This is a genomic window from Flavobacterium paronense, from assembly GCF_030409795.1.
In the GTDB taxonomy this organism is placed as follows: domain Bacteria; phylum Bacteroidota; class Bacteroidia; order Flavobacteriales; family Flavobacteriaceae; genus Flavobacterium; species Flavobacterium paronense.
Map to the genome: position 1 here is coordinate 1 of NZ_JAUFQN010000003.1, position 23,621 is coordinate 23,621.

At 36.9% G+C, this 23,621-nt stretch carries 23 protein-coding genes, 2 tRNA genes and 4 pseudogenes; 14 read left to right on the top strand and 15 right to left on the bottom strand.

The features are described from left to right. A pseudogene (locus QWY90_RS00305) lies at positions 1 to 680 on the top strand (citrate/2-methylcitrate synthase); the annotation flags it as partial. 52 nt (positions 681 to 732) lie between these two features. Here the strand turns inward: QWY90_RS00305 and msrA are convergent. Further along, positions 733 to 1,322: pseudogene (gene msrA / locus QWY90_RS15835) on the bottom strand (peptide-methionine (S)-S-oxide reductase MsrA). Further along, positions 1,299 to 1,804 (bottom strand): annotated as a pseudogene (msrB, locus tag QWY90_RS00315) (peptide-methionine (R)-S-oxide reductase MsrB); the annotation flags it as partial. The pseudogenes msrB and msrA, both read right to left, overlap by 24 nt. A gap of 202 nt (positions 1,805 to 2,006) precedes the next feature. Between msrB and idi (QWY90_RS00320) the strand changes: the two are divergent. The 10 genes from idi (QWY90_RS00320) (at position 2,007) to QWY90_RS00365 (ending at position 9,746) form a co-directional block, all read left to right on the top strand. After that, positions 2,007 to 2,534 carry an isopentenyl-diphosphate Delta-isomerase gene (gene idi / locus QWY90_RS00320; protein ID WP_290283875.1) on the top strand — a complete coding sequence of 176 codons (528 nt, stop codon included), beginning with the start codon at positions 2,007 to 2,009 and terminating at the stop codon, positions 2,532 to 2,534. A 2-nt stretch (positions 2,535 to 2,536) separates the two neighbouring features. Continuing rightward, positions 2,537 to 2,947: a 6-pyruvoyl trahydropterin synthase family protein gene (locus QWY90_RS00325; RefSeq protein ID WP_290283877.1), complete on the top strand. Its 411-nt coding sequence runs from the start codon at positions 2,537 to 2,539 to the stop codon at positions 2,945 to 2,947. Continuing rightward, a complete protein-coding gene (locus QWY90_RS00330) occupies positions 2,947 to 3,396 on the top strand; it encodes a peroxiredoxin (protein ID WP_290283878.1) in 450 nt (149 codons plus the stop codon). The genes QWY90_RS00325 and QWY90_RS00330 overlap by 1 nt, the downstream gene beginning before the upstream one ends. A gap of 21 nt (positions 3,397 to 3,417) precedes the next feature. Continuing rightward, the gene (locus QWY90_RS00335) at positions 3,418 to 4,380 is read left to right on the top strand and encodes a type I phosphomannose isomerase catalytic subunit (RefSeq protein ID WP_290283879.1); all 963 of its coding nucleotides are present in this window, start codon (positions 3,418 to 3,420) and stop codon (positions 4,378 to 4,380) included. 54 nt (positions 4,381 to 4,434) lie between these two features. After that, positions 4,435 to 4,701 (top strand): hypothetical protein, encoded by a 267-nt coding sequence (locus QWY90_RS00340; protein ID WP_290283881.1) that lies wholly within the window; start codon positions 4,435 to 4,437, stop codon positions 4,699 to 4,701. Between the two features lie 67 nt (positions 4,702 to 4,768). After that, a tRNA-Thr gene (locus QWY90_RS00345) sits at positions 4,769 to 4,845 on the top strand. Positions 4,846 to 5,074: 229 nt separating this feature from the next. Beyond that, positions 5,075 to 5,554, top strand: a complete 480-nt coding sequence (locus tag QWY90_RS00350; protein ID WP_290283882.1) for a nucleoside deaminase — start codon at positions 5,075 to 5,077, stop codon at positions 5,552 to 5,554. A 16-nt stretch (positions 5,555 to 5,570) separates the two neighbouring features. Continuing rightward, on the top strand, positions 5,571 to 6,974 hold the full coding sequence (locus QWY90_RS00355) for an FAD binding domain-containing protein (protein ID WP_290283883.1): 1,404 nt from the start codon (positions 5,571 to 5,573) through the stop codon (positions 6,972 to 6,974). After that, positions 6,971 to 9,217 (top strand): xanthine dehydrogenase molybdopterin binding subunit, encoded by a 2,247-nt coding sequence (locus tag QWY90_RS00360; protein WP_290283884.1) that lies wholly within the window; start codon positions 6,971 to 6,973, stop codon positions 9,215 to 9,217. Before QWY90_RS00355 ends, QWY90_RS00360 begins: the two co-directional genes overlap by 4 nt. Before the next feature lie 4 nt (positions 9,218 to 9,221). Beyond that, positions 9,222 to 9,746 (top strand): GNAT family N-acetyltransferase, encoded by a 525-nt coding sequence (locus tag QWY90_RS00365; RefSeq protein WP_290283885.1) that lies wholly within the window; start codon positions 9,222 to 9,224, stop codon positions 9,744 to 9,746. 259 nt (positions 9,747 to 10,005) lie between these two features. Here the strand turns inward: QWY90_RS00365 and QWY90_RS00370 are convergent, their stop codons facing one another. Both QWY90_RS00370 and QWY90_RS00375 read right to left on the bottom strand, forming a co-directional pair. Beyond that, complete coding sequence (locus QWY90_RS00370) at positions 10,006 to 11,340, bottom strand: DUF6986 family protein (protein WP_290283886.1); 1,335 nt, start codon at positions 11,338 to 11,340, stop codon at positions 10,006 to 10,008. Positions 11,341 to 11,366: 26 nt separating this feature from the next. Further along, positions 11,367 to 11,762 (bottom strand): hydroxyisourate hydrolase, encoded by a 396-nt coding sequence (locus QWY90_RS00375; protein WP_290283887.1) that lies wholly within the window; start codon positions 11,760 to 11,762, stop codon positions 11,367 to 11,369. 13 nt (positions 11,763 to 11,775) lie between these two features. Here QWY90_RS00375 and uraH point away from each other — a divergent pair, with 13 nt between their 5' ends. Both uraH and QWY90_RS00385 read left to right on the top strand, forming a co-directional pair. Next, positions 11,776 to 12,219: a hydroxyisourate hydrolase gene (uraH, locus tag QWY90_RS00380; protein ID WP_290283888.1), complete on the top strand. Its 444-nt coding sequence runs from the start codon at positions 11,776 to 11,778 to the stop codon at positions 12,217 to 12,219. Positions 12,220 to 12,276: 57 nt separating this feature from the next. Then, positions 12,277 to 13,611, top strand: coding sequence for a DUF6986 family protein (locus QWY90_RS00385; RefSeq protein WP_290283886.1), 1,335 nt, complete (start codon positions 12,277 to 12,279; stop codon positions 13,609 to 13,611). Between the two features lie 260 nt (positions 13,612 to 13,871). Here QWY90_RS00385 and QWY90_RS00390 read toward each other — a convergent pair whose 3' ends face one another. From QWY90_RS00390 to idi (QWY90_RS00435), 10 genes are all read right to left on the bottom strand, one after another. Continuing rightward, positions 13,872 to 14,396 (bottom strand): GNAT family N-acetyltransferase, encoded by a 525-nt coding sequence (locus tag QWY90_RS00390; RefSeq protein ID WP_290283885.1) that lies wholly within the window; start codon positions 14,394 to 14,396, stop codon positions 13,872 to 13,874. 4 nt (positions 14,397 to 14,400) lie between these two features. Continuing rightward, positions 14,401 to 16,647 carry a xanthine dehydrogenase molybdopterin binding subunit gene (locus tag QWY90_RS00395; protein WP_290283884.1) on the bottom strand — a complete coding sequence of 749 codons (2,247 nt, stop codon included), beginning with the start codon at positions 16,645 to 16,647 and terminating at the stop codon, positions 14,401 to 14,403. Continuing rightward, complete coding sequence (locus QWY90_RS00400) at positions 16,644 to 18,047, bottom strand: FAD binding domain-containing protein (RefSeq protein WP_290283883.1); 1,404 nt, start codon at positions 18,045 to 18,047, stop codon at positions 16,644 to 16,646. Before QWY90_RS00400 ends, QWY90_RS00395 begins: the two co-directional genes overlap by 4 nt. Before the next feature lie 16 nt (positions 18,048 to 18,063). Then, positions 18,064 to 18,543 (bottom strand): nucleoside deaminase, encoded by a 480-nt coding sequence (locus tag QWY90_RS00405; RefSeq protein WP_290283882.1) that lies wholly within the window; start codon positions 18,541 to 18,543, stop codon positions 18,064 to 18,066. Between the two features lie 229 nt (positions 18,544 to 18,772). Then, positions 18,773 to 18,849 (bottom strand) — tRNA-Thr (locus QWY90_RS00410). A gap of 67 nt (positions 18,850 to 18,916) precedes the next feature. After that, positions 18,917 to 19,183 (bottom strand): hypothetical protein, encoded by a 267-nt coding sequence (locus QWY90_RS00415; protein ID WP_290283881.1) that lies wholly within the window; start codon positions 19,181 to 19,183, stop codon positions 18,917 to 18,919. A 54-nt stretch (positions 19,184 to 19,237) separates the two neighbouring features. Continuing rightward, positions 19,238 to 20,200, bottom strand: coding sequence for a type I phosphomannose isomerase catalytic subunit (locus tag QWY90_RS00420; RefSeq protein ID WP_290283879.1), 963 nt, complete (start codon positions 20,198 to 20,200; stop codon positions 19,238 to 19,240). A gap of 21 nt (positions 20,201 to 20,221) precedes the next feature. Then, positions 20,222 to 20,671, bottom strand: coding sequence for a peroxiredoxin (locus QWY90_RS00425; protein ID WP_290283878.1), 450 nt, complete (start codon positions 20,669 to 20,671; stop codon positions 20,222 to 20,224). Beyond that, a complete protein-coding gene (locus tag QWY90_RS00430; protein WP_290283877.1) occupies positions 20,671 to 21,081 on the bottom strand; it encodes a 6-pyruvoyl trahydropterin synthase family protein in 411 nt (136 codons plus the stop codon). Before QWY90_RS00430 ends, QWY90_RS00425 begins: the two co-directional genes overlap by 1 nt. Before the next feature lie 2 nt (positions 21,082 to 21,083). Further along, on the bottom strand, positions 21,084 to 21,611 hold the full coding sequence (idi, locus tag QWY90_RS00435; RefSeq protein ID WP_290283875.1) for an isopentenyl-diphosphate Delta-isomerase: 528 nt from the start codon (positions 21,609 to 21,611) through the stop codon (positions 21,084 to 21,086). 163 nt (positions 21,612 to 21,774) lie between these two features. Here idi (QWY90_RS00435) and QWY90_RS00440 point away from each other — a divergent pair, with 163 nt between their 5' ends. Further along, positions 21,775 to 22,887 (top strand): bifunctional methionine sulfoxide reductase B/A protein, encoded by a 1,113-nt coding sequence (locus QWY90_RS00440; RefSeq protein ID WP_290283889.1) that lies wholly within the window; start codon positions 21,775 to 21,777, stop codon positions 22,885 to 22,887. 54 nt (positions 22,888 to 22,941) lie between these two features. Here the strand turns inward: QWY90_RS00440 and QWY90_RS00445 are convergent. Further along, positions 22,942 to 23,621: pseudogene (locus QWY90_RS00445) on the bottom strand (citrate/2-methylcitrate synthase); the annotation flags it as partial.

A 23,621-nucleotide genomic window follows, 5' to 3' on the forward strand; every position in this document is an offset into this window, starting at 1 on the left:
GTTTAAATTACCTACTGAACCCTATTCTTCAAATCCAGTAATTGTTGATGCATTAGATAAATTATTTATTCTTCATGCTGACCACGAACAAAATTGTTCTACATCAACAGTTAGGATTGTTGGTTCTTCTCATGCAGATTATTTGCTTCAATATCTGCAGGAGTTTTCGGCACTTGGGGACCATTACACGGCGGAGCCAATCAAGCTGTTTTAGAAATGTTAGAAGATATTCAAAAGATGGGGGAGACGCTGATAAATATATGGCTAAAGCCAAAGATAAAGACGATCCATTTCGTTTGATGGGATTTGGACACCGAGTATACAAAATTTTGACCCAAGAGCCAGAATCATTAAGAAAGCGGCCGATGAGGTTTTAAGAACATTAGGTGTTGATGATCCAATTTTAAATATTGCTAAGCAATTGGAAGAAGCAGCTTTGGTTGATGAGTATTTTGTTTCCAGAAAATTATATCCAAATGTTGATTTCTACTCCGGAATTATTTACCGTGCTTTAGGATTATTCAACCGATATGTTTACTGTAATGTTTGCTATCGGAAGACTACCGGGCTGGATAGCACAGTGGAAAGAAATGCGTATCAACAAAGAACCAATCGGAAGACCAAGACAAGTATATACAGGTCATCCTTTGAGAGATTTCAAACCGATGGATAAAAGATAATTACTTAAAACAATAAAAACTCCTTGTGTAAACAAGGAGTTTTTTATTAGTACTATTTCTTTTTCAATCTATCTTTAAAGACTTTCTCGAATTTTTCAATTTTAGGTTGAATTACCATTTGACAATAAGGCTGGTCTTTGTTATTTTCATAATAATTCTGATGATAATCTTTGGCTTTGTAAAAAGCTTTAAGCGGTTCTAAAGTGGTTACAATTTTACTACTGCCATAAACTTTAGCACCATTCAATTCAGCAATAATACTCTCAGCTGCTTTCTTTTGTTCATCATTTGCATAAAATATCACAGAACGATATTGTGTTCCCACATCTGCTCCTTGACGGTTCAAAGTGGTTGGGTCATGAACAGTAAAGAACACTTGAAAAATTTCATCCAGATTCATTTGGTTTTGTCATAAGTAATTTGAACTACTTCAGCAGCGCCAGTTCTTCCGGTACATACTTCTTCATAACTCGGATTGGCAACTGTTCCTCCTGCAAAACCCGAAACCACTTTGTCAACACCTTGTAATTGTTCATAAACAGCTTCAACACACCAATAACATCCGCCACCAAGTACAATGGTTTCCGTGTTTCCTTTGTTTTCGTTAGGTATTACTCCATCAGGAACAAAATCTAAAGAAATCGCATTCATACAATAGCGTTTTCCAGTTGGCTCTGGACCATCATCAAATAAATGTCCTAAATGACTGTTGCATCGACCGCAAAGCGCTTCTGTGCGTTGCATTCCAAAAGAATTATCATTTTTAAAAACAATACTTTCTTTGTTATCTTGTTCGAAGAAACTTGGCCAGCCACAACTACTGGTAAATTTTTGATTTGATTTGAATAGTTTTAATCCACACGTAGCACAATAATAAGTCCCTTAGTTTCAGAATTCCACATCGTTCCTGTAAAAGCTCTTTCAGTATCCGCTTCACGGGCAACAGCATATAAATCGGGTGATAATACTTTTTTCCATTCGTCATCAGTCACTTTTAATTTTTTAGTATCGGTATTAGAATAATAAGGATTTTCAGGTTTTGAAATTACATTTTCCATAGCAGTGGTTTTTGTTGTTTTAGTTTCAGTTTTGTTGTTTTGTCCGCATGCTGTTATCATAAACATCGGAAACAAAAGTAAATAGTTTAAAATGGATTTTTTCATAGTATGTGTTTTTTAATCTGATACAAATTTACTTTACATATACGAGGTGAGATGTCGTATAGTTTACAAATTACTTGGTTTTAAGGAAAGTTTAACGGTTGTTCAAAAGCTATAATTATGAAGCCTTGTTTTTTTTCGTATTTTTGAAAGATTAATTTACTTTATGATAGAAGAACAAGTAATCTTGGTAAATGAACAAGATGAACCAATTGGTTTAATGAATAAACTCGAAGCACATCAGAAAGCAGTTTTGCACCGTGCTTTTTCGGTTTTTGTGTTGAATAGTAACAACGAAATAATGTTGCAGCAACGAGCACATCATAAATATCATTCCCCTTTGTTATGGACGAATACTTGTTGCAGCCATCAACGAAAAGATGAAACCAATATTCAAGCAGGAACCCGAAGATTACATGAAGAAATGGGTTTCAAAACGGAACTCAAAGAACTCTTTCATTTTATTTATAAAGCGCCATTTGATAATGGTTTAACCGAACACGAACTCGATCATGTGATGATTGGTTATTATAATGACGAACCTATCATTAATCATGAAGAAGTAGAAAGATGGAAGTGGATGTGTATTGAAGAAGTGCGACAAGACATGATACAAAATCCTGATTTATACACGGTTTGGTTCAAAATCATTTTCGATAAATTTTATCATTACCTGGAAGACCACAAGCTATAATTATGAAAGTAACCGTATCAAGAAAAGCCCACTTCAATTCAGCTCATCGATTGTATCGCAAAGACTGGTCGATGGAGCAAAACGATGCCATTTTTGGCAAATGCAATAATCCCAATTATCACGGTCATAATTATGAACTCATCGTTTCGGTAACTGGAGAAATTGATCAAGAAACAGGATTTGTAATTGATGTAAAAATTCTATCCGATTTGATTAAAGAACATATAGAAAACGCTTTTGATCATAAAAACTTAAATCTAGATGTTCCGGAATTTGCCAATCTAAATCCAACAGCCGAAAATATAGCGGTTATCATTTGGCAAAAACTCAGAAAACATATTGATAATAATAAAGATTTAGAAATCGTTTTATACGAAACGCCTCGAAATTTTGTAACCTATAACGGAAAGTAATGGCGCTAAAAATTGGGGACAAAATCCCTTCATTTACTTCGATTGACAGTAAAGGAGATTCATTTGAGATAAAAGATTACTTGGGAAAACCATTAGTAATTTATTTTTATCCAAAAGATGATACGCCCGGTTGCACTATTCAAGCCTGCACTTTTCGGGATAAGTACGAAGATTTCAAATCTTTAGGAGCTGAAGTTATTGGTATTAGCAGTGATAGTTTGTCATCGCATCAAAAGTTTGCTTCTCGATATAAACTCCCTTTTATTTTACTTTCTGATTTTGACAAAAAAATCAGAACACAGTTTGGCGTTCCCAATGATTTCTTGGGATTAATTCCAGGAAGAGCAACCTATGTTATTGATAAAAATGGACTTGTTCAGTTAATTTTTGATAGTACTTCGGCTAAAATTCATATCGAAAAAGCCCTCGAAATTCTGAAAAGAATGTAAGTTTGTCTAAAATCATTTCAAATGAAATTATACCCATTACAATTTGAACCTATCTTAAAGGAAAGAATTTGGGGCGGAACCAAATTGAAGACTTATCTCAACAAACCCATAACTTCTGATATTACGGGTGAAAGCTGGGAAATAGCAACAGTTGAGAATGATATTAGCATCATAGCTAATGGTACTTTAAAAGGAAAATCATTAAACGAATTGATTAACGAATTCCCTGTATCGGTTCTTGGTACTAAAGTTTATGCCCAATTTGGAAAACAATTTCCATTGCTTTTTAAGTATTTAGATGCTCGCGAAGATTTATCAATTCAAGTACATCCAAACGATGAATTGGCAAAAAAGCGCCACAACTCTTTTGGTAAAACCGAAATGTGGTATGTAATACAGGCTGATTCTGATGCGAGATTAATAGTTGGTTTTAAAGAAAAATCGTCACCTGAAGAATTCATTGAAAACCTAAATAATAAAACTTTACTTTCTATTTTAGACACTAAAAAAGTAAAGCAAGGCGATGTTTTTATACTCAATACCGGAACAATTCATGCCATTGGTGCCGGAATTATAATAGCCGAAATCCAACAAACTTCTGATATTACGTATCGTGTTTATGATTTTGACAGAAAAGAGGCCAACGGGAATACTCGTGAATTGCATGTCAACTTGGCTTTGGAAGCTTTGAATTATGAAAAGATTGAAGCACAACGATTCTATTCTAAAACCGAAAACACGTCCAACGAAATAATCAATTGCAACTATTTTACAACGAATTTTATTCCGCTTGACGGAGCTACAGAAATACATAAAAATGAAAAGTCATTCACAGTTTATATGTGTGTAGAAGGAAGCTTTCAGCTAACAATAGATGGTAAAAACTATACTTATCAAAAAGGCAATACGGTTTTAATTCCGGCTGCTTTGACTGATTTTCAACTTTCTGGAAAGGCTTCAATCTTAGAAATTTATATTTCGTAGTTTGTTTTCTAAAGATTTAGTGTAATTTTGCACCGAATTTTAAAAATAAAGAAAATGCCAAGTGTTAAAAATTTAAAGAAAGATATTAACTTCGTATTAGGTGATATTATTGAAGCGGTTTACATTTATGAAATGACAACTACCGGAAAACCATCTGATAAAACAAACGCTATCATTGATGAAGCTATCACGTCTTTTGACGGTTTGATTGAAAAAGTTAATGCTAAGAAAGTTGAAAATAAGAAAGCGCATTTCAAGCAAATTAATGCAGATTTAGAACAAACTGCAAATCAATTGGTTGAAAAAATCAACGCACTTTAATAGAAAAAAGTTCGAAAATATTTTGGTGGATTAAATTACACTTTTATATTTGCAGAACTATTACGCTGCCAGCGTAGCTCAGTTGGCTAGAGCAGCTGATTTGTAATCAGCAGGTCGTGGGTTCGAGTCCCTCCGCCGGCTCCAAAAGAAACCGTTTCGTTTATTCGAAGCGGTTTTTGGTTTTATATTGATATGGGACGAGAAGTTTATCCCGATGGCTATCGGGAAGTCCCTCCGCCGGCTCCAAAAAAGGAAAACGAAAGTTTTCCTTTTTTTTATGGAATGAACTTGCAAAATCATTTCAATTCGTATCTTTATTGGCTTCAAAATTTTGAAAGCGCTCAAAAACTATATTAAAAATTATCATAACTATATGTGTTCAACAAAGCAAAGTGAATTTATGCAGGAAGCCATTCAGCTTTCTATCGAAAATGTGAAATCAGGAAAAGGCGGACCGTTTGGTGCAGTAATTGTAAAAGACGGAAAAATTATTGCCCGTGGAGCTAATGGTGTGACATCAACCAATGATCCAACAGCACATGCCGAAGTAGTGGCAATCAGAAATGCCTGCTCCGTCTTGGGAACTTTCCAATTAGACGGTTGCGAAATCTATACGAGTTGTGAACCATGTCCAATGTGTTTGGGAGCCATTTATTGGGCAAGACCAGACAGAATGTATTTCGCCAATACCAAAAAAGACGCTGCTGATATTAACTTCGACGACCAATTCATCTACGAAGAAATAGAGTTGCCATATCAAAACCGTAAATTAGAAACCATCCAAATGATGAATGAAGAAGCGCTGGAAGCTTTCAAACTATGGTCAGAAAACATAAACAAAATAGAATATTGATTGCTAAAAAAGCTCTATGATTCAATTTATATTAAACAACCAACTCATCAAAACCGACAAGCCAGCAAGTACCACTCTGCTGGATTTTGTTCGTTATGACGAAAACTTACGCGGCACAAAAATAGGTTGCCGAGAAGGCGATTGCGGCGCTTGTACTGTTTTGATTGGCTCGATGAAAGAAGGAAAACTTGAGTACATGAGCGCCACTTCCTGCTTAACGCCATTGCCAAACGTTCACGGAAAGCATGTTGTAACCGTCGAAGGATTGAACTTGCCCGACAAACTAAACCAAGCACAACAAGCTATGGTGGATTGCTCAGGAACCCAATGTGGATTCTGCACGCCGGGTTTTGTAAACTCAATGTGTGGCTATGCTTTGACGTGCGCCGAACCAACATTAGAAAGCGCTATCAGTGCCATTGATGGAAATATTTGTCGTTGCACGGGGTATAAAACCATTGAACGTGCATCGGGTCAATTGGCCAGTAAATTAATTTCAAAAGACCAAAATAATCCAATCTCTTGGTTGGTAGCCAACGAATTTGTACCGGATTATTTTTTAACTATTGAAGAAAGAATAATGGCAATTCAAGCCAAAGAATATAAGTCGAACGGACAAATACCTATAGGTGGTGGAACCGATTTGTATGTTCAAAAGCATGACGAATTGCACGATTTCGATTTGGATTATTTATTTGATAAAGATCATCTTAACGGAATTTCTTTCTACGGAAACACTTGCGTTTTAAAATCATCAGCAACAGTAACGGATTTAATTGAGAATAAAACCTTATTGGATGCCATTCCAAATTGGTACCAATATTTAAAATTATTGTCATCAACACCAATCAGAAACATTGCAACCATAGCAGGAAACATTGCCAACGGTTCGCCAATTGGTGACTTTACCATTATTCTTTTGGCGATGAAAGCGGAACTGACGTTGACCAATAAAGTTAATGAAAGCCGAAAAGTAATGCTGAAAGATTTTTATTTGGGTTACAAAACCTTAGATAAAAAAGCAGACGAAATTATCAGCGAAATCGCTTTTAAAATGCCAACAAACGGAACGCTATTTAACTTCGAGAAAGTCTGTAAAAGACAATATCTAGACATTGCCAGTGTGAACTCAGCTATTACGGTTTCAAGTTTTGAAAATACTATTACCGAAGCTCATGCATCCATGGGTGGAGTAGGACCCATTCCGAAATATCTCGCGAAGACCAGCGAGTTTTTGGCAAACAAAGCAATCACAGTTTCAGTTATCAAAGAAGCGGAACAAATCCTGCAAACTGAATTATCACCAATAAGCGATGCGCGAGGATCCGAAGCCTATAAAAGATTATTGGGACGCCAATTATTCTTCAGCCATTTCATCACCCTTTTTCCTGAAACCATTAAAATGGACGACCTGATATGATTAACATAGACGCACACAATCACGTAAAAGGAAAATCCATTTACCTTGATGATATTCAGGAACTGAACGGAACTTTATACGCATTGCCTTTCGATTCGACTGTAGCTCATGCCAAAATTAAGAGTATTGATTTTGCTGCCGCTTTGAATCATAAAGGAATTGTTTCAATCTTAACCGCCAAAGATGTTACAGGTTCAAACCAAATAGGAGGTATCATTCCAGATGAACCTTTATTTGCTGAAGATGAAGTGCACTTTCGTGGACAAGTAATCGCATTGATTGTTGGTACTTCTGAGCATCATTGCCGTCAAGCGGCGAAACTGATTAAAGTCGAATACGAAGAACTTCCAGTAATTGTTGATCCAAGAGAAGCTCAGGCACAAGGGAAATTAATTGTACCACCAAGACAGTTTAAATTAGGTGATACCGAATCGGCTTGGGCAAAATGCGACCATATATTTGAAGGTAGAAGCGACGTTAACGGACAAGAACATTTATACATAGAAACACAAGGGGCTTATGCCAGACCAAAAGAAGACGAAAGCATAATCATATCCTCATCTACACAAGGACCAACTGCCGTTCAGCGAATGGTAGCACAGGTTTTGGGAATTCCAATGCATAAAATTGAGATTGACACCGTTCGTCTTGGTGGTGGTTTTGGAGGAAAAGAAGACCAAGCAACTCCTTGGGCTGTAATGGTAGCTTTAGCTTGCCAGATTTTGCACAAACCCGTAAAAATGGCGATGCATCGAATGGATGATATGCGAATGACAGGAAAAAGACATCCATATTCAGCTGATTTCAAAATTGGTTTGGATAAGAATTATAAAATAATCGCCTACGAAGTAACGCATTACCAAAATGCCGGAGCTGCAGCCGATTTGTCACCAGCAGTTATGGAGCGAACCTTATTTCATTCGACCAATGCGTATTTTGTTCCGAATGTGATTGCTAAAGCCTACAGTTGTAAAACCAATTTACCGCCAAACACCGCCTTCCGAGGATTTGGTGGACCGCAAGGAAAATTTGTTATAGAAGCCGCCATTGTAAAAGCTGCTGAAAGTTTGGGAATTTCTCCATCCGTAATCCAGAAAACAAACTTGGTTGTTGACGGAGACGAATTATCGTACGGACAAATTCTGCAACAAGTTGAAGCAACTAATACATGGGAAACCTGTATGAAAAGCTACGACTACGAAGCACAAAAGAATAGAGTAGAAGCCTTCAATAAAACCAATACGCGTTTCAAAAAAGGGTTGGCGATTCAACCGATTTGTTTCGGAATTTCGTTTACCAATACCATGATGAATCACGCCCGTGCTTTGGTGCACATTTACCATGACGGAAGTGTTGTCGTAAGTACCGGCGGCGTCGAAATGGGACAAGGTTTGAATACCAAAATGCTTCAGATTGTGACCGAGACTTTTAGCATTAATGCGAATAAAGTCCGAATAGAATCTACGAATACATTGCGTGTTGCGAACACTTCTCCAACAGCAGCAAGTGCCGGAGCCGACCTTAACGGAAAGGCTTTGCAGATGGCCTGCAACAATTTATTGGAACGATTAAAAGCGGTCGCTCAAAAAGAATACACCGACCAAATCATTGAAGTCAAAGACGAAATGGTTTATGCTAATGAAATCAAAACGGATATTACTTGGAATGCATTAATTACAAGAGCTTTTACACAAAGAGTTGCGCTCTCTGAAAATGCTCATTATGCAACCCCAACAATCCATTACGATAAAACTAAAGAGAAAGGACATCCGTTTGCGTACCATGTTTACGGAACTTCCATTCACGAAGTTACCGTGGATTGTCTAAAAGGAACTTACGATTTTGATAGCGTAAACATCGTTCATGATTTCGGGAAAAGTATGAACCCAACCATTGACAATGGTCAAATAGAAGGCGGGTTGGTACAAGGAATCGGTTGGATGACTTTAGAAGAGATTGTCTTTAACGACCAAGGAAGATTACTATCTAATGCACTTTCAACTTATAAAGTTCCAGATATTTATTCGGTGCCAAAGCAAATCAACATCCAACATCTGGAAACCGAAGGCCACGAACTAGCCATCAAAAAATCAAAAGCAGTAGGCGAGCCGCCATTGATGTATGGCATCGGAGCTTATTTCGCCATCAGAAATGCAGTAAAAGCTTTCAATCCTAATGTTGATTTAATCATAAATGCACCTTATACTCCGGAAAAAGTTTTAATGGATTTATATAAAAAATAAAGAGATGGCTAATATTGAAATAAGCAAAGTAACGCTAAGCGATATAGACCAGTTGCAAAAAATTGGCAGACAAACTTTTCAGGAAACATTTTCAGAAGCTAACTCTGAAGAGAATATGCAGAATTATCTGCAGGAAGGATTTTCTATAGAAAAACTAACTACTGAACTTAACGATGAAAACTCCGAATTTTATTTTGCTACACTTGATAAAGTAATAATAGGTTACTTAAAGCTCAACTTTGGAGAATCACAAACGGAATTAAAGGACAGCAAAGCTCTTGAAATAGAACGAATCTATGTGTTGAAAGAGTTTTTCGGAAAAAGCGTTGGCCAATTATTATATGACAAAGCAATACAAATAGCAAGACATAAAGAGGCCGAGTATGTTTGGTTAGGAGTTTGGGAAGAAAATCCAAGGGCAATAAGCTTCTATAAGAAAAATGGTTTCATAGAGTTCGATAAACACATTTTCAAATTAGGAGATGACGAACAAACAGACATAATGATGAAACTCAAATTGAGTAATTGAATGTGATGAAATAAAACGCAACCACTATTAATAAGGTTTTCTAAACCAATAAAAAAAAACATCAGCAACTTCCTTTCTAAACCTCCGCATCTTTAAAGTAAAACCTCCGCATCTTTGATTCGAAAGATGCGGAGGTTTTTTAGCCCTTGTATTTACTGGGCTTCACAAAGGAGAATTGCATAAAAAAACCGCACCATTAATAATGCGGTTTCTTTATAATAGTTAGTTAACTGCTAACTAATATCTGAACACTGAACACTTATTTCCCAGCTCTATTCTCTAAAATCTTTTTAAACGAACGCCCTCTAATTTCATCTAAAGTCAAGCCAGTTGCTAAAACTTCTTCTTCGGTAATCGCGCCGCTGTTTAAAGCTCTAAGGAAATAGTTTAATAATCCTTGTCCCGTTGCAGCATCATCAAATACATCGCCAATCAAAGTAGCACGCGCCGCTTTTTCTACAAACGTTTTCAAACGATCCACGGCATCATCATAACTTTCCAAAAAGAAAGCATACACCGCTGCATAACGCATTGGGAACTGCGCTGGGTTTAAATCCCAACCTTGGTAATAGCCATTCCACAACGAATGACGAATATGGTCATATCCTTTTTTCCAAGCTCTGTGAACCACTTCCATATTTTCTTTTTCTTGCTCTGGAGTTAAGTTACCACGGTGCGGACCAATAGGCATCGTATTCGTAGCGCCATCGCTCAACCAGATGCCGGTGTGAGCCAAAGCCACTTTGGTTACGTGATGCGCAAAATCACAAACAGGATGATCCATTTCTTGGTATTTTGCCGTGATGCTGCAACTTGCTGTATAATCATAAGTTCCGAAATGCATTGCGATGCAACGACCTTGAGCCGCTTTTATAAATCGGTATAATGGGTTTGTTCCGTCAATATCCATAATGGCTTGTGTGGTTTCTACCATCATTTCCATTTTTAGGGTTCCTTTTGCCAAACCTAATTCTTCTTCCAGAATCGTAAAGAAATTAGCCAAGGTTTCCGGTTGTTCCGGAATAGTAACTTTTGGCAACATTACTACAAAATTGTCCGGTAATTTGCCGTGAGTTGCTTTCACTAAAGTCGTTACAAAAATATCCAAAGTACGCAAACCTCTTTCTTTCATTTCTTCAGTAAATGGTTTAATACGGATGCCTATAAAAGGAGAAAGTGTTTTGTCCTGCATGCCTTTGGCAACTTCTAAAGCGGTAGTAATAGCTGTTGCATCTTCTTCCTCGTTGCTTCGATTGCCGTAACCATCTTCAAAATCGATACGAAAATCTTCAATCGCTTCCGATTGTAGTTTGGCCACGACCTTATCATAAATACGCTTGCTGAAATCAGTTCCGCCAGTCAAGCCAAAAGCTTTTCCAAAAACTTCATGATTGGGTGCATAGGTTTCTAATATCTCCAAAGCTCTTTGACCTAATAGGATAGGAGCATCCGATTTAAATAAGTTCGCTCCACCATACAGAGTATGCACAGGCTGACGATCACTTCGGTCACCCGGATATATTTCGTTGAAAGTCGAATTGGCTTTGCTTAAACTGTTGAACAATTGTTCTTTTTTATTACTAGGAATGGTCATAATAATTATGAATTATATTTTGTCTATTATCTCTTATCTATTCGTCTCTTATCTTTTTCAGCTTCCCCTATAGGTACTGTATCCAAAAGGATTAACCAACAAAGGAACGTGATAATGCGTTTCATCAAAAGTGTTGAAAATGATTCTACTTTTGGGTAAAAGGTCTTGGTATTTGCATAATAGTTTCCGGTATCGAAAACCATTTTATAAGTATCAGGTTTTAGGTTTCGCTCTTGGGGAAGTAAGTCCGGAATTCTGCCGTCACCATTGGTAATGCCTTGCGCGATGGTTTGCCAGATGTTATTTCTGAAAGCTTGTAATCGGATGGAAATGTCCTTTCCTGGGATTCCAGTTGAGGTATCTAATACATGTGTTGTGATTTGGCTTACTTTCAGAAAACTAAAATCACCATCGGGTAGCATCTTTTTGAAACGGATGATAGAAATTTTCTGTGTTCGCCCATCGCAATATGTAATTCTTCTTCAGAAAATTTCTATCATCCGTTTCAAAAAGATGCTACCCGATGGTGATTTTAGTTTTCTGAAAGTAAGCCAAATCACAACACATGTATTAGATACCTCAACTGGAATCCCAGGAAAGGACATTTCCATCCGATTACAAGCTTTCAGAAATAACATCTGGCAAACCATCGCGCAAGGCATTACCAATGGTGACGGCAGAATTCCGGACTTACTTCCCCAAGAGCGAAACCTAAAACCTGATACTTATAAAATGGTTTTCGATACCGGAAACTATTATGCAAATACCAAGACCTTTTACCCAAAAGTAGAAATCATTTTCAACACTTTTGATGAAACGCATTATCACGTTCCTTTGTTGGTTAATCCTTTTGGATACAGTACCTATAGGGGAAGCTGAAAAAGATAAGAGACGAATAGATAAGAGATAATAGACAAAATATAATTCATAATTATTATGACCATTCCTAGTAATAAAAAAGAACAATTGTTCAACAGTTTAAGCAAAGCCAATTCGACTTTCAACGAAATATATCCGGGTGACCGAAGTGATCGTCAGCCTGTGCATACTCTGTATGGTGGAGCGAACTTATTTAAATCGGATGCTCCTATCCTATTAGGTCAAAGAGCTTTGGAGATATTAGAAACCTATGCACCCAATCATGAAGTTTTTGGAAAAGCTTTTGGCTTGACTGGCGGAACTGATTTCAGCAAGCGTATTTATGATAAGGTCGTGGCCAAACTACAATCGGAAGCGATTGAAGATTTTCGTATCGATTTTGAAGATGGTTACGGCAATCGAAGCAACGAGGAAGAAGATGCAACAGCTATTACTACCGCTTTAGAAGTTGCCAAAGGCATGCAGGACAAAACACTTTCTCCTTTTATAGGCATCCGTATTAAACCATTTACTGAAGAAATGAAAGAAAGAGGTTTGCGTACTTTGGATATTTTTGTAACGACTTTAGTGAAAGCAACTCACGGCAAATTACCGGACAATTTTGTAGTAATGTTGCCAAAAGTTACTATTCCGGAACAACCGGAAACCTTGGCTAATTTCTTTACGATTCTGGAAGAAGAATTAGGTTTGGCAAAAGGAACCCTAAAAATGGAAATGATGGTAGAAACCACACAAGCCATTATGGATATTGACGGAACAAACCCATTATACCGATTTATAAAAGCGGCTCAAGGTCGTTGCATCGCAATGCATTTCGGAACTTATGATTATACAGCAAGTTGCAGCATCACGGCAAAATACCAAGAAATGGATCATCCTGTTTGTGATTTTGCGCATCACGTAACCAAAGTGGCTTTGGCTCACACCGGCATCTGGTTGAGCGATGGCGCTACGAATACGATGCCTATTGGTCCGCACCGTGGTAACTTAACTCCAGAGCAAGAAAAAGAAAATATGGAAGTGGTTCACAGAGCTTGGAAAAAAGGATATGACCATATTCGTCATTCGTTGTGGAATGGCTATTACCAAGGTTGGGATTTAAACCCAGCGCAGTTCCCAATGCGTTATGCAGCGGTGTATGCTTTCTTTTTGGAAAGTTATGATGATGCCGTGGATCGTTTGAAAACGTTTGTAGAAAAAGCGGCGCGTGCTACTTTGATTGGCGATGTATTTGATGATGCTGCAACGGGACAAGGATTATTAAACTATTTCCTTAGAGCTTTAAACAGCGGCGCGATTACCGAAGAAGAAGTTTTAGCAACTGGCTTGACTTTAGATGAAATTAGAGGGCGTTCGTTTAAAAAGATTTTAGAGAATAGAGCTGGGAAATAAGTGTTCAGTGTTCAGATATTAGTTAGCAGTTAACTAACTATTATAAAGAAACCGCATTATTAATGGTGCGGTTTTTTTATGCAATTCTCCTTTGTGAAGCCCAGTAAATACAAGGGCTAAAAAACCTCCGCATCTTTCGAATCAAAGATGCGGAGGTTTTACTTTAAAGATGCGGAGGTTTAGAAAGGAAGTTGCTGATGTTTTTTTTTTATTGGTTTAGAAAACCTTATTAATAGTGGTTGCGTTTTATTTCATCACATTCAATTACTCAATTTGAGTTTCATCATTATGTCTGTTTGTTCGTCATCTCCTAATTTGAAAATGTGTTTATCGAACTCTATGAAACCATTTTTCTTATAGAAGCTTATTGCCCTTGGATTTTCTTCCCAAACTCCTAACCAAACATACTCGGCCTCTTTATGTCTTGCTATTTGTATTGCTTTGTCATATAATAATTGGCCAACGCTTTTTCCGAAAAACTCTTTCAACACATAGATTCGTTCTATTTCAAGAGCTTTGCTGTCCTTTAATTCCGTTTGTGATTCTCCAAAGTTGAGCTTTAAGTAACCTATTATTACTTTATCAAGTGTAGCAAAATAAAATTCGGAGTTTTCATCGTTAAGTTCAGTAGTTAGTTTTTCTATAGAAAATCCTTCCTGCAGATAATTCTGCATATTCTCTTCAGAGTTAGCTTCTGAAAATGTTTCCTGAAAAGTTTGTCTGCCAATTTTTTGCAACTGGTCTATATCGCTTAGCGTTACTTTGCTTATTTCAATATTAGCCATCTCTTTATTTTTTATATAAATCCATTAAAACTTTTTCCGGAGTATAAGGTGCATTTATGATTAAATCAACATTAGGATTGAAAGCTTTTACTGCATTTCTGATGGCGAAATAAGCTCCGATGCCATACATCAATGGCGGCTCGCCTACTGCTTTTGATTTTTTGATGGCTAGTTCGTGGCCTTCGGTTTCCAGATGTTGGATGTTGATTTGCTTTGGCACCGAATAAATATCTGGAACTTTATAAGTTGAAAGTGCATTAGATAGTAATCTTCCTTGGTCGTTAAAGACAATCTCTTCTAAAGTCATCCAACCGATTCCTTGTACCAACCCGCCTTCTATTTGACCATTGTCAATGGTTGGGTTCATACTTTTCCCGAAATCATGAACGATGTTTACGCTATCAAAATCGTAAGTTCCTTTTAGACAATCCACGGTAACTTCGTGAATGGAAGTTCCGTAAACATGGTACGCAAACGGATGTCCTTTCTCTTTAGTTTTATCGTAATGGATTGTTGGGGTTGCATAATGAGCATTTTCAGAGAGCGCAACTCTTTGTGTAAAAGCTCTTGTAATTAATGCATTCCAAGTAATATCCGTTTTGATTTCATTAGCATAAACCATTTCGTCTTTGACTTCAATGATTTGGTCGGTGTATTCTTTTTGAGCGACCGCTTTTAATCGTTCCAATAAATTGTTGCAGGCCATCTGCAAAGCCTTTCCGTTAAGGTCGGCTCCGGCACTTGCTGCTGTTGGAGAAGTGTTCGCAACACGCAATGTATTCGTAGATTCTATTCGGACTTTATTCGCATTAATGCTAAAAGTCTCGGTCACAATCTGAAGCATTTTGGTATTCAAACCTTGTCCCATTTCGACGCCGCCGGTACTTACGACAACACTTCCGTCATGGTAAATGTGCACCAAAGCACGGGCGTGATTCATCATGGTATTGGTAAACGAAATTCCGAAACAAATCGGTTGAATCGCCAACCCTTTTTTGAAACGCGTATTGGTTTTATTGAAGGCTTCTACTCTATTCTTTTGTGCTTCGTAGTCGTAGCTTTTCATACAGGTTTCCCATGTATTAGTTGCTTCAACTTGTTGCAGAATTTGTCCGTACGATAATTCGTCTCCGTCAACAACCAAGTTTGTTTTCTGGATTACGGATGGAGAAATTCCCAAACTTTCAGCAGCTTTTACAATGGCGGCTTCTATAACAAATTTTCCTTGCGGTCCACCAAATCCTCGGAAGGCGGTGTTTGGCGGTAAATTGGTTTTACAACTGTAGGCTTTAGCAATCACATTCGGAACAAAATACGCATTGGTCGAATGAAATAAGGTTCGCTCCATAACTGCTGGTGACAAATCGGCTGCAGCTCCGGCATTTTGGTAATGCGTTACTTCGTAGGCGATTATTTTATAATTCTTATCCAAACCAATTTTGAAATCAGCTGAATATGGATGTCTTTTTCCTGTCATTCGCATATCATCCATTCGATGCATCGCCATTTTTACGGGTTTGTGCAAAATCTGGCAAGCTAAAGCTACCATTACAGCCCAAGGAGTTGCTTGGTCTTCTTTTCCTCCAAAACCACCACCAAGACGAACGGTGTCAATCTCAATTTTATGCATTGGAATTCCCAAAACCTGTGCTACCATTCGCTGAACGGCAGTTGGTCCTTGTGTAGATGAGGATATGATTATGCTTTCGTCTTCTTTTGGTCTGGCATAAGCCCCTTGTGTTTCTATGTATAAATGTTCTTGTCCGTTAACGTCGCTTCTACCTTCAAATATATGGTCGCATTTTGCCCAAGCCGATTCGGTATCACCTAATTTAAACTGTCTTGGTGGTACAATTAATTTCCCTTGTGCCTGAGCTTCTCTTGGATCAACAATTACTGGAAGTTCTTCGTATTCGACTTTAATCAGTTTCGCCGCTTGACGGCAATGATGCTCAGAAGTACCAACAATCAATGCGATTACTTGTCCACGAAAGTGCACTTCATCTTCAGCAAATAAAGGTTCATCTGGAATGATACCTCCTATTTGGTTTGAACCTGTAACATCTTTGGCGGTTAAGATTGAAACAATTCCTTTATGATTCAAAGCGGCAGCAAAATCAATACTCTTAATTTTGGCATGAGCTACAGTCGAATCGAAAGGCAATGCGTATAAAGTTCCGTTCAGTTCCTGAATATCATCAAGGTAAATGGATTTTCCTTTTACGTGATTGTGTGCGTCTATGTTAATCATATCAGGTCGTCCATTTTAATGGTTTCAGGAAAAAGGGTGATGAAATGGCTGAAGAATAATTGGCGTCCCAATAATCTTTTATAGGCTTCGGATCCTCGCGCATCGCTTATTGGTGATAATTCAGTTTGCAGGATTTGTTCCGCTTCTTTGATAACTGAAACTGTGATTGCTTTGTTTGCCAAAAACTCGCTGGTCTTCGCGAGATATTTCGGAATGGGTCCTACTCCACCCATGGATGCATGAGCTTCGGTAATAGTATTTTCAAAACTTGAAACCGTAATAGCTGAGTTCACACTGGCAATGTCTAGATATTGTCTTTTACAGACTTTCTCGAAGTTAAATAGCGTTCCGTTTGTTGGCATTTTAAAAGCGATTTCGCTGATAATTTCGTCTGCTTTTTTATCTAAGGTTTTGTAACCCAAATAAAAATCTTTCAGCATTACTTTTCGGCTTTCATTAACTTTATTGGTCAACGTCAGTTCCGCTTTCATCGCCAAAAGAATAATGGTAAAGTCACCAATTGGCGAACCGTTGGCAATGTTTCCTGCTATGGTTGCAATGTTTCTGATTGGTGTTGATGACAATAATTTTAAATATTGGTACCAATTTGGAATGGCATCCAATAAGGTTTTATTCTCAATTAAATCCGTTACTGTTGCTGATGATTTTAAAACGCAAGTGTTTCCGTAGAAAGAAATTCCGTTAAGATGATCTTTATCAAATAAATAATCCAAATCGAAATCGTGCAATTCGTCATGCTTTTGAACATACAAATCGGTTCCACCACCTATAGGTATTTGTCCGTTCGACTTATATTCTTTGGCTTGAATTGCCATTATTCTTTCTTCAATAGTTAAAAAATAATCCGGTACAAATTCGTTGGCTACCAACCAAGAGATTGGATTATTTTGGTCTTTTGAAATTAATTTACTGGCCAATTGACCCGATGCACGTTCAATGGTTTTATACCCCGTGCAACGACAAATATTTCCATCAATGGCACTGATAGCGCTTTCTAATGTTGGTTCGGCGCACGTCAAAGCATAGCCACACATTGAGTTTACAAAACCCGGCGTGCAGAATCCACATTGGGTTCCTGAGCAATCCACCATAGCTTGTTGTGCTTGGTTTAGTTTGTCGGGCAAGTTCAATCCTTCGACGGTTACAACATGCTTTCCGTGAACGTTTGGCAATGGCGTTAAGCAGGAAGTGGCGCTCATGTACTCAAGTTTTCCTTCTTTCATCGAGCCAATCAAAACAGTACAAGCGCCGCAATCGCCTTCTCGGCAACCTATTTTTGTGCCGCGTAAGTTTTCGTCATAACGAACAAAATCCAGCAGAGTGGTACTTGCTGGCTTGTCGGTTTTGATGAGTTGGTTGTTTAATATAAATTGAATCATAGAGCTTTTTTAGCAATCAATATTCTATTTTGTTTATGTTTTCTGACCATAGTTTGAAAGCTTCCAGCGCTTCTTCATTCATCATTTGGATGGTTTCTAATTTACGGTTTTGATATGGCAACTCTATTTCTTCGTAGATGAATTGGTCGTCGAAGTTAATATCAGCAGCGTCTTTTTTGGTATTGGCGAAATACATTCTGTCTGGTCTTGCCCAATAAATGGCTCCCAAACACATTGGACATGGTTCACAACTCGTATAGATTTCGCAACCGTCTAATTGGAAAGTTCCCAAGACGGAGCAGGCATTTCTGATTGCCACTACTTCGGCATGTGCTGTTGGATCATTGGTTGATGTCACACCATTAGCTCCACGGGCAATAATTTTTCCGTCTTTTACAATTACTGCACCAAACGGTCCGCCTTTTCCTGATTTCACATTTTCGATAGAAAGCTGAATGGCTTCCTGCATAAATTCACTTTGCTTTGTTGAACACATATAGTTATGATAATTTTTAATATAGTTTTTGAGCGCTTTCAAAATTTTGAAGCCAATAAAGATACGAATTGAAATGATTTTGCAAGTTCATTCCATAAAAAAAAGGAAAACTTTCGTTTTCCTTTTTTGGAGCCGGCGGAGGGACTTCCCGATAGCCATCGGGATAAACTTCTCGTCCCATATCAATATAAAACCAAAAACCGCTTCGAATAAACGAAACGGTTTCTTTTGGAGCCGGCGGAGGGACTCGAACCCACGACCTGCTGATTACAAATCAGCTGCTCTAGCCAACTGAGCTACGCTGGCAGCGTAATAGTTCTGCAAATATAAAAGTGTAATTTAATCCACCAAAATATTTTCGAACTTTTTTCTATTAAAGTGCGTTGATTTTTTCAACCAATTGATTTGCAGTTTGTTCTAAATCTGCATTAATTTGCTTGAAATGCGCTTTCTTATTTTCAACTTTCTTAGCATTAACTTTTTCAATCAAACCGTCAAAAGACGTGATAGCTTCATCAATGATAGCGTTTGTTTTATCAGATGGTTTTCCGGTAGTTGTCATTTCATAAATGTAAACCGCTTCAATAATATCACCTAATACGAAGTTAATATCTTTCTTTAAATTTTTAACACTTGGCATTTTCTTTATTTTTAAAATTCGGTGCAAAATTACACTAAATCTTTAGAAAACAAACTACGAAATATAAATTTCTAAGATTGAAGCCTTTCCAGAAAGTTGAAAATCAGTCAAAGCAGCCGGAATTAAAACCGTATTGCCTTTTTGATAAGTATAGTTTTTACCATCTATTGTTAGCTGAAAGCTTCCTTCTACACACATATAAACTGTGAATGACTTTTCATTTTTATGTATTTCTGTAGCTCCGTCAAGCGGAATAAAATTCGTTGTAAAATAGTTGCAATTGATTATTTCGTTGGACGTGTTTTCGGTTTTAGAATAGAATCGTTGTGCTTCAATCTTTTCATAATTCAAAGCTTCCAAAGCCAAGTTGACATGCAATTCACGAGTATTCCCGTTGGCCTCTTTTCTGTCAAAATCATAAACACGATACGTAATATCAGAAGTTTGTTGGATTTCGGCTATTATAATTCCGGCACCAATGGCATGAATTGTTCCGGTATTGAGTATAAAAACATCGCCTTGCTTTACTTTTTTAGTGTCTAAAATAGAAAGTAAAGTTTTATTATTTAGGTTTTCAATGAATTCTTCAGGTGACGATTTTTCTTTAAAACCAACTATTAATCTCGCATCAGAATCAGCCTGTATTACATACCACATTTCGGTTTTACCAAAAGAGTTGTGGCGCTTTTTTGCCAATTCATCGTTTGGATGTACTTGAATTGATAAATCTTCGCGAGCATCTAAATACTTAAAAAGCAATGGAAATTGTTTTCCAAATTGGGCATAAACTTTAGTACCAAGAACCGATACAGGGAATTCGTTAATCAATTCGTTTAATGATTTTCCTTTTAAAGTACCATTAGCTATGATGCTAATATCATTCTCAACTGTTGCTATTTCCCAGCTTTCACCCGTAATATCAGAAGTTATGGGTTTGTTGAGATAAGTCTTCAATTTGGTTCCGCCCCAAATTCTTTCCTTTAAGATAGGTTCAAATTGTAATGGGTATAATTTCATTTGAAATGATTTTAGACAAACTTACATTCTTTTCAGAATTTCGAGGGCTTTTTCGATATGAATTTTAGCCGAAGTACTATCAAAAATTAACTGAACAAGTCCATTTTTATCAATAACATAGGTTGCTCTTCCTGGAATTAATCCCAAGAAATCATTGGGAACGCCAAACTGTGTTCTGATTTTTTTGTCAAAATCAGAAAGTAAAATAAAAGGGAGTTTATATCGAGAAGCAAACTTTTGATGCGATGACAAACTATCACTGCTAATACCAATAACTTCAGCTCCTAAAGATTTGAAATCTTCGTACTTATCCCGAAAAGTGCAGGCTTGAATAGTGCAACCGGGCGTATCATCTTTTGGATAAAAATAAATTACTAATGGTTTTCCCAAGTAATCTTTTATCTCAAATGAATCTCCTTTACTGTCAATCGAAGTAAATGAAGGGATTTTGTCCCCAATTTTTAGCGCCATTACTTTCCGTTATAGGTTACAAAATTTCGAGGCGTTTCGTATAAAACGATTTCTAAATCTTTATTATTATCAATATGTTTTCTGAGTTTTTGCCAAATGATAACCGCTATATTTTCGGCTGTTGGATTTAGATTGGCAAATTCCGGAACATCTAGATTTAAGTTTTTATGATCAAAAGCGTTTTCTATATGTTCTTTAATCAAATCGGATAGAATTTTTACATCAATTACAAATCCTGTTTCTTGATCAATTTCTCCAGTTACCGAAACGATGAGTTCATAATTATGACCGTGATAATTGGGATTATTGCATTTGCCAAAAATGGCATCGTTTTGCTCCATCGACCAGTCTTTGCGATACAATCGATGAGCTGAATTGAAGTGGGCTTTTCTTGATACGGTTACTTTCATAATTATAGCTTGTGGTCTTCCAGGTAATGATAAAATTTATCGAAAATGATTTTGAACCAAACCGTGTATAAATCAGGATTTTGTATCATGTCTTGTCGCACTTCTTCAATACACATCCACTTCCATCTTTCTACTTCTTCATGATTAATGATAGGTTCGTCATTATAATAACCAATCATCACATGATCGAGTTCGTGTTCGGTTAAACCATTATCAAATGGCGCTTTATAAATAAAATGAAAGAGTTCTTTGAGTTCCGTTTTGAAACCCATTTCTTCATGTAATCTTCGGGTTCCTGCTTGAATATTGGTTTCATCTTTTCGTTGATGGCTGCAACAAGTATTCGTCCATAACAAAGGGGAATGATATTTATGATGTGCTCGTTGCTGCAACATTATTTCGTTGTTACTATTCAACACAAAAACCGAAAAAGCACGGTGCAAAACTGCTTTCTGATGTGCTTCGAGTTTATTCATTAAACCAATTGGTTCATCTTGTTCATTTACCAAGATTACTTGTTCTTCTATCATAAAGTAAATTAATCTTTCAAAAATACGAAAAAAAACAAGGCTTCATAATTATAGCTTTTGAACAACCGTTAAACTTTCCTTAAAACCAAGTAATTTGTAAACTATACGACATCTCACCTCGTATATGTAAAGTAAATTTGTATCAGATTAAAAAACACATACTATGAAAAAATCCATTTTAAACTATTTACTTTTGTTTCCGATGTTTATGATAACAGCATGCGGACAAAACAACAAAACTGAAACTAAAACAACAAAAACCACTGCTATGGAAAATGTAATTTCAAAACCTGAAAATCCTTATTATTCTAATACCGATACTAAAAAATTAAAAGTGACTGATGACGAATGGAAAAAAGTATTATCACCCGATTTATATGCTGTTGCCCGTGAAGCGGATACTGAAAGAGCTTTTACAGGAACGATGTGGAATTCTGAAACTAAAGGGACTTATTATTGTGCTACGTGTGGATTAAAACTATTCAAATCAAATCAAAAATTTACCAGTAGTTGTGGCTGGCCAAGTTTCTTCGAACAAGATAACAAAGAAAGTATTGTTTTTAAAAATGATAATTCTTTTGGAATGCAACGCACAGAAGCGCTTTGCGGTCGATGCAACAGTCATTTAGGACATTTATTTGATGATGGTCCAGAGCCAACTGGAAAACGCTATTGTATGAATGCGATTTCTTTAGATTTTGTTCCTGATGGAGTAATACCTAACGAAAACAAAGGAAACACGGAAACCATTGTACTTGGTGGCGGATGTTATTGGTGTGTTGAAGCTGTTTATGAACAATTACAAGGTGTTGACAAAGTGGTTTCGGGTTTTGCAGGAGGAACAGTTGCCAATCCGAGTTATGAAGAAGTATGTACCGGAAGAACTGGCGCTGCTGAAGTAGTTCAAATTACTTATGACAAAACCAAAATGAATCTGGATGAAATTTTTCAAGTGTTCTTTACTGTTCATGACCCAACCACTTTGAACCGTCAAGGAGCAGATGTGGGAACACAATATCGTTCTGTGATATTTTATGCAAATGATGAACAAAAGAAAGCAGCTGAGAGTATTATTGCTGAATTGAATGGTGCTAAAGTTTATGGCAGTAGTAAAATTGTAACCACTTTAGAACCGCTTAAAGCTTTTTACAAAGCCAAAGATTATCATCAGAATTATTATGAAAATAACAAAGACCAGCCTTATTGTCAAATGGTAATTCAACCTAAAATTGAAAAATTCGAGAAAGTCTTTAAAGATAGATTGAAAAAGAAATAGTACTAATAAAAAACTCCTTGTTTACACAAGGAGTTTTTTATTGTTTTTAAGTAATTATCTTTTATCCATCGGTTTGAAATCTCTCAAAGGATGACCTGTATATACTTGTCTTGGTCTTCCGATTGGTTCTTTGTTGATACGCATTTCTTTCCACTGTGCTATCCAGCCCGGTAGTCTTCCGATAGCAAACATTACAGTAAACATATCGGTTGGAATTCCTAAAGCACGGTAAATAATTCCGGAGTAGAAATCAACATTTGGATATAATTTTCTGGAAACAAAATACTCATCAACCAAAGCTGCTTCTTCCAATTGCTTAGCAATATTTAAAATTGGATCATCAACACCTAATGTTCTTAAAACCTCATCGGCCGCTTTCTTAATGATTCTGGCTCTTGGGTCAAAATTTTTGTATACTCGGTGTCCAAATCCCATCAAACGAAATGGATCGTCTTTATCTTTGGCTTTAGCCATATATTTATCAGCGTCTCCCCCATCTTTTGAATATCTTCTAACATTTCTAAAACAGCTTGATTGGCTCCGCCGTGTAATGGTCCCCAAAGTGCCGAAACTCCTGCAGATATTGAAGCAAATAATCCTGCATGAGAAGAACCAACAATCCTAACTGTTGATGTAGAACAATTTTGTTCGTGTCAGCATGAAGAATAAATAATTTATCTAATGCATCAACAATTACTGGTATTGAGGAATAGGGTTCAGTAGGTAATTTAAAC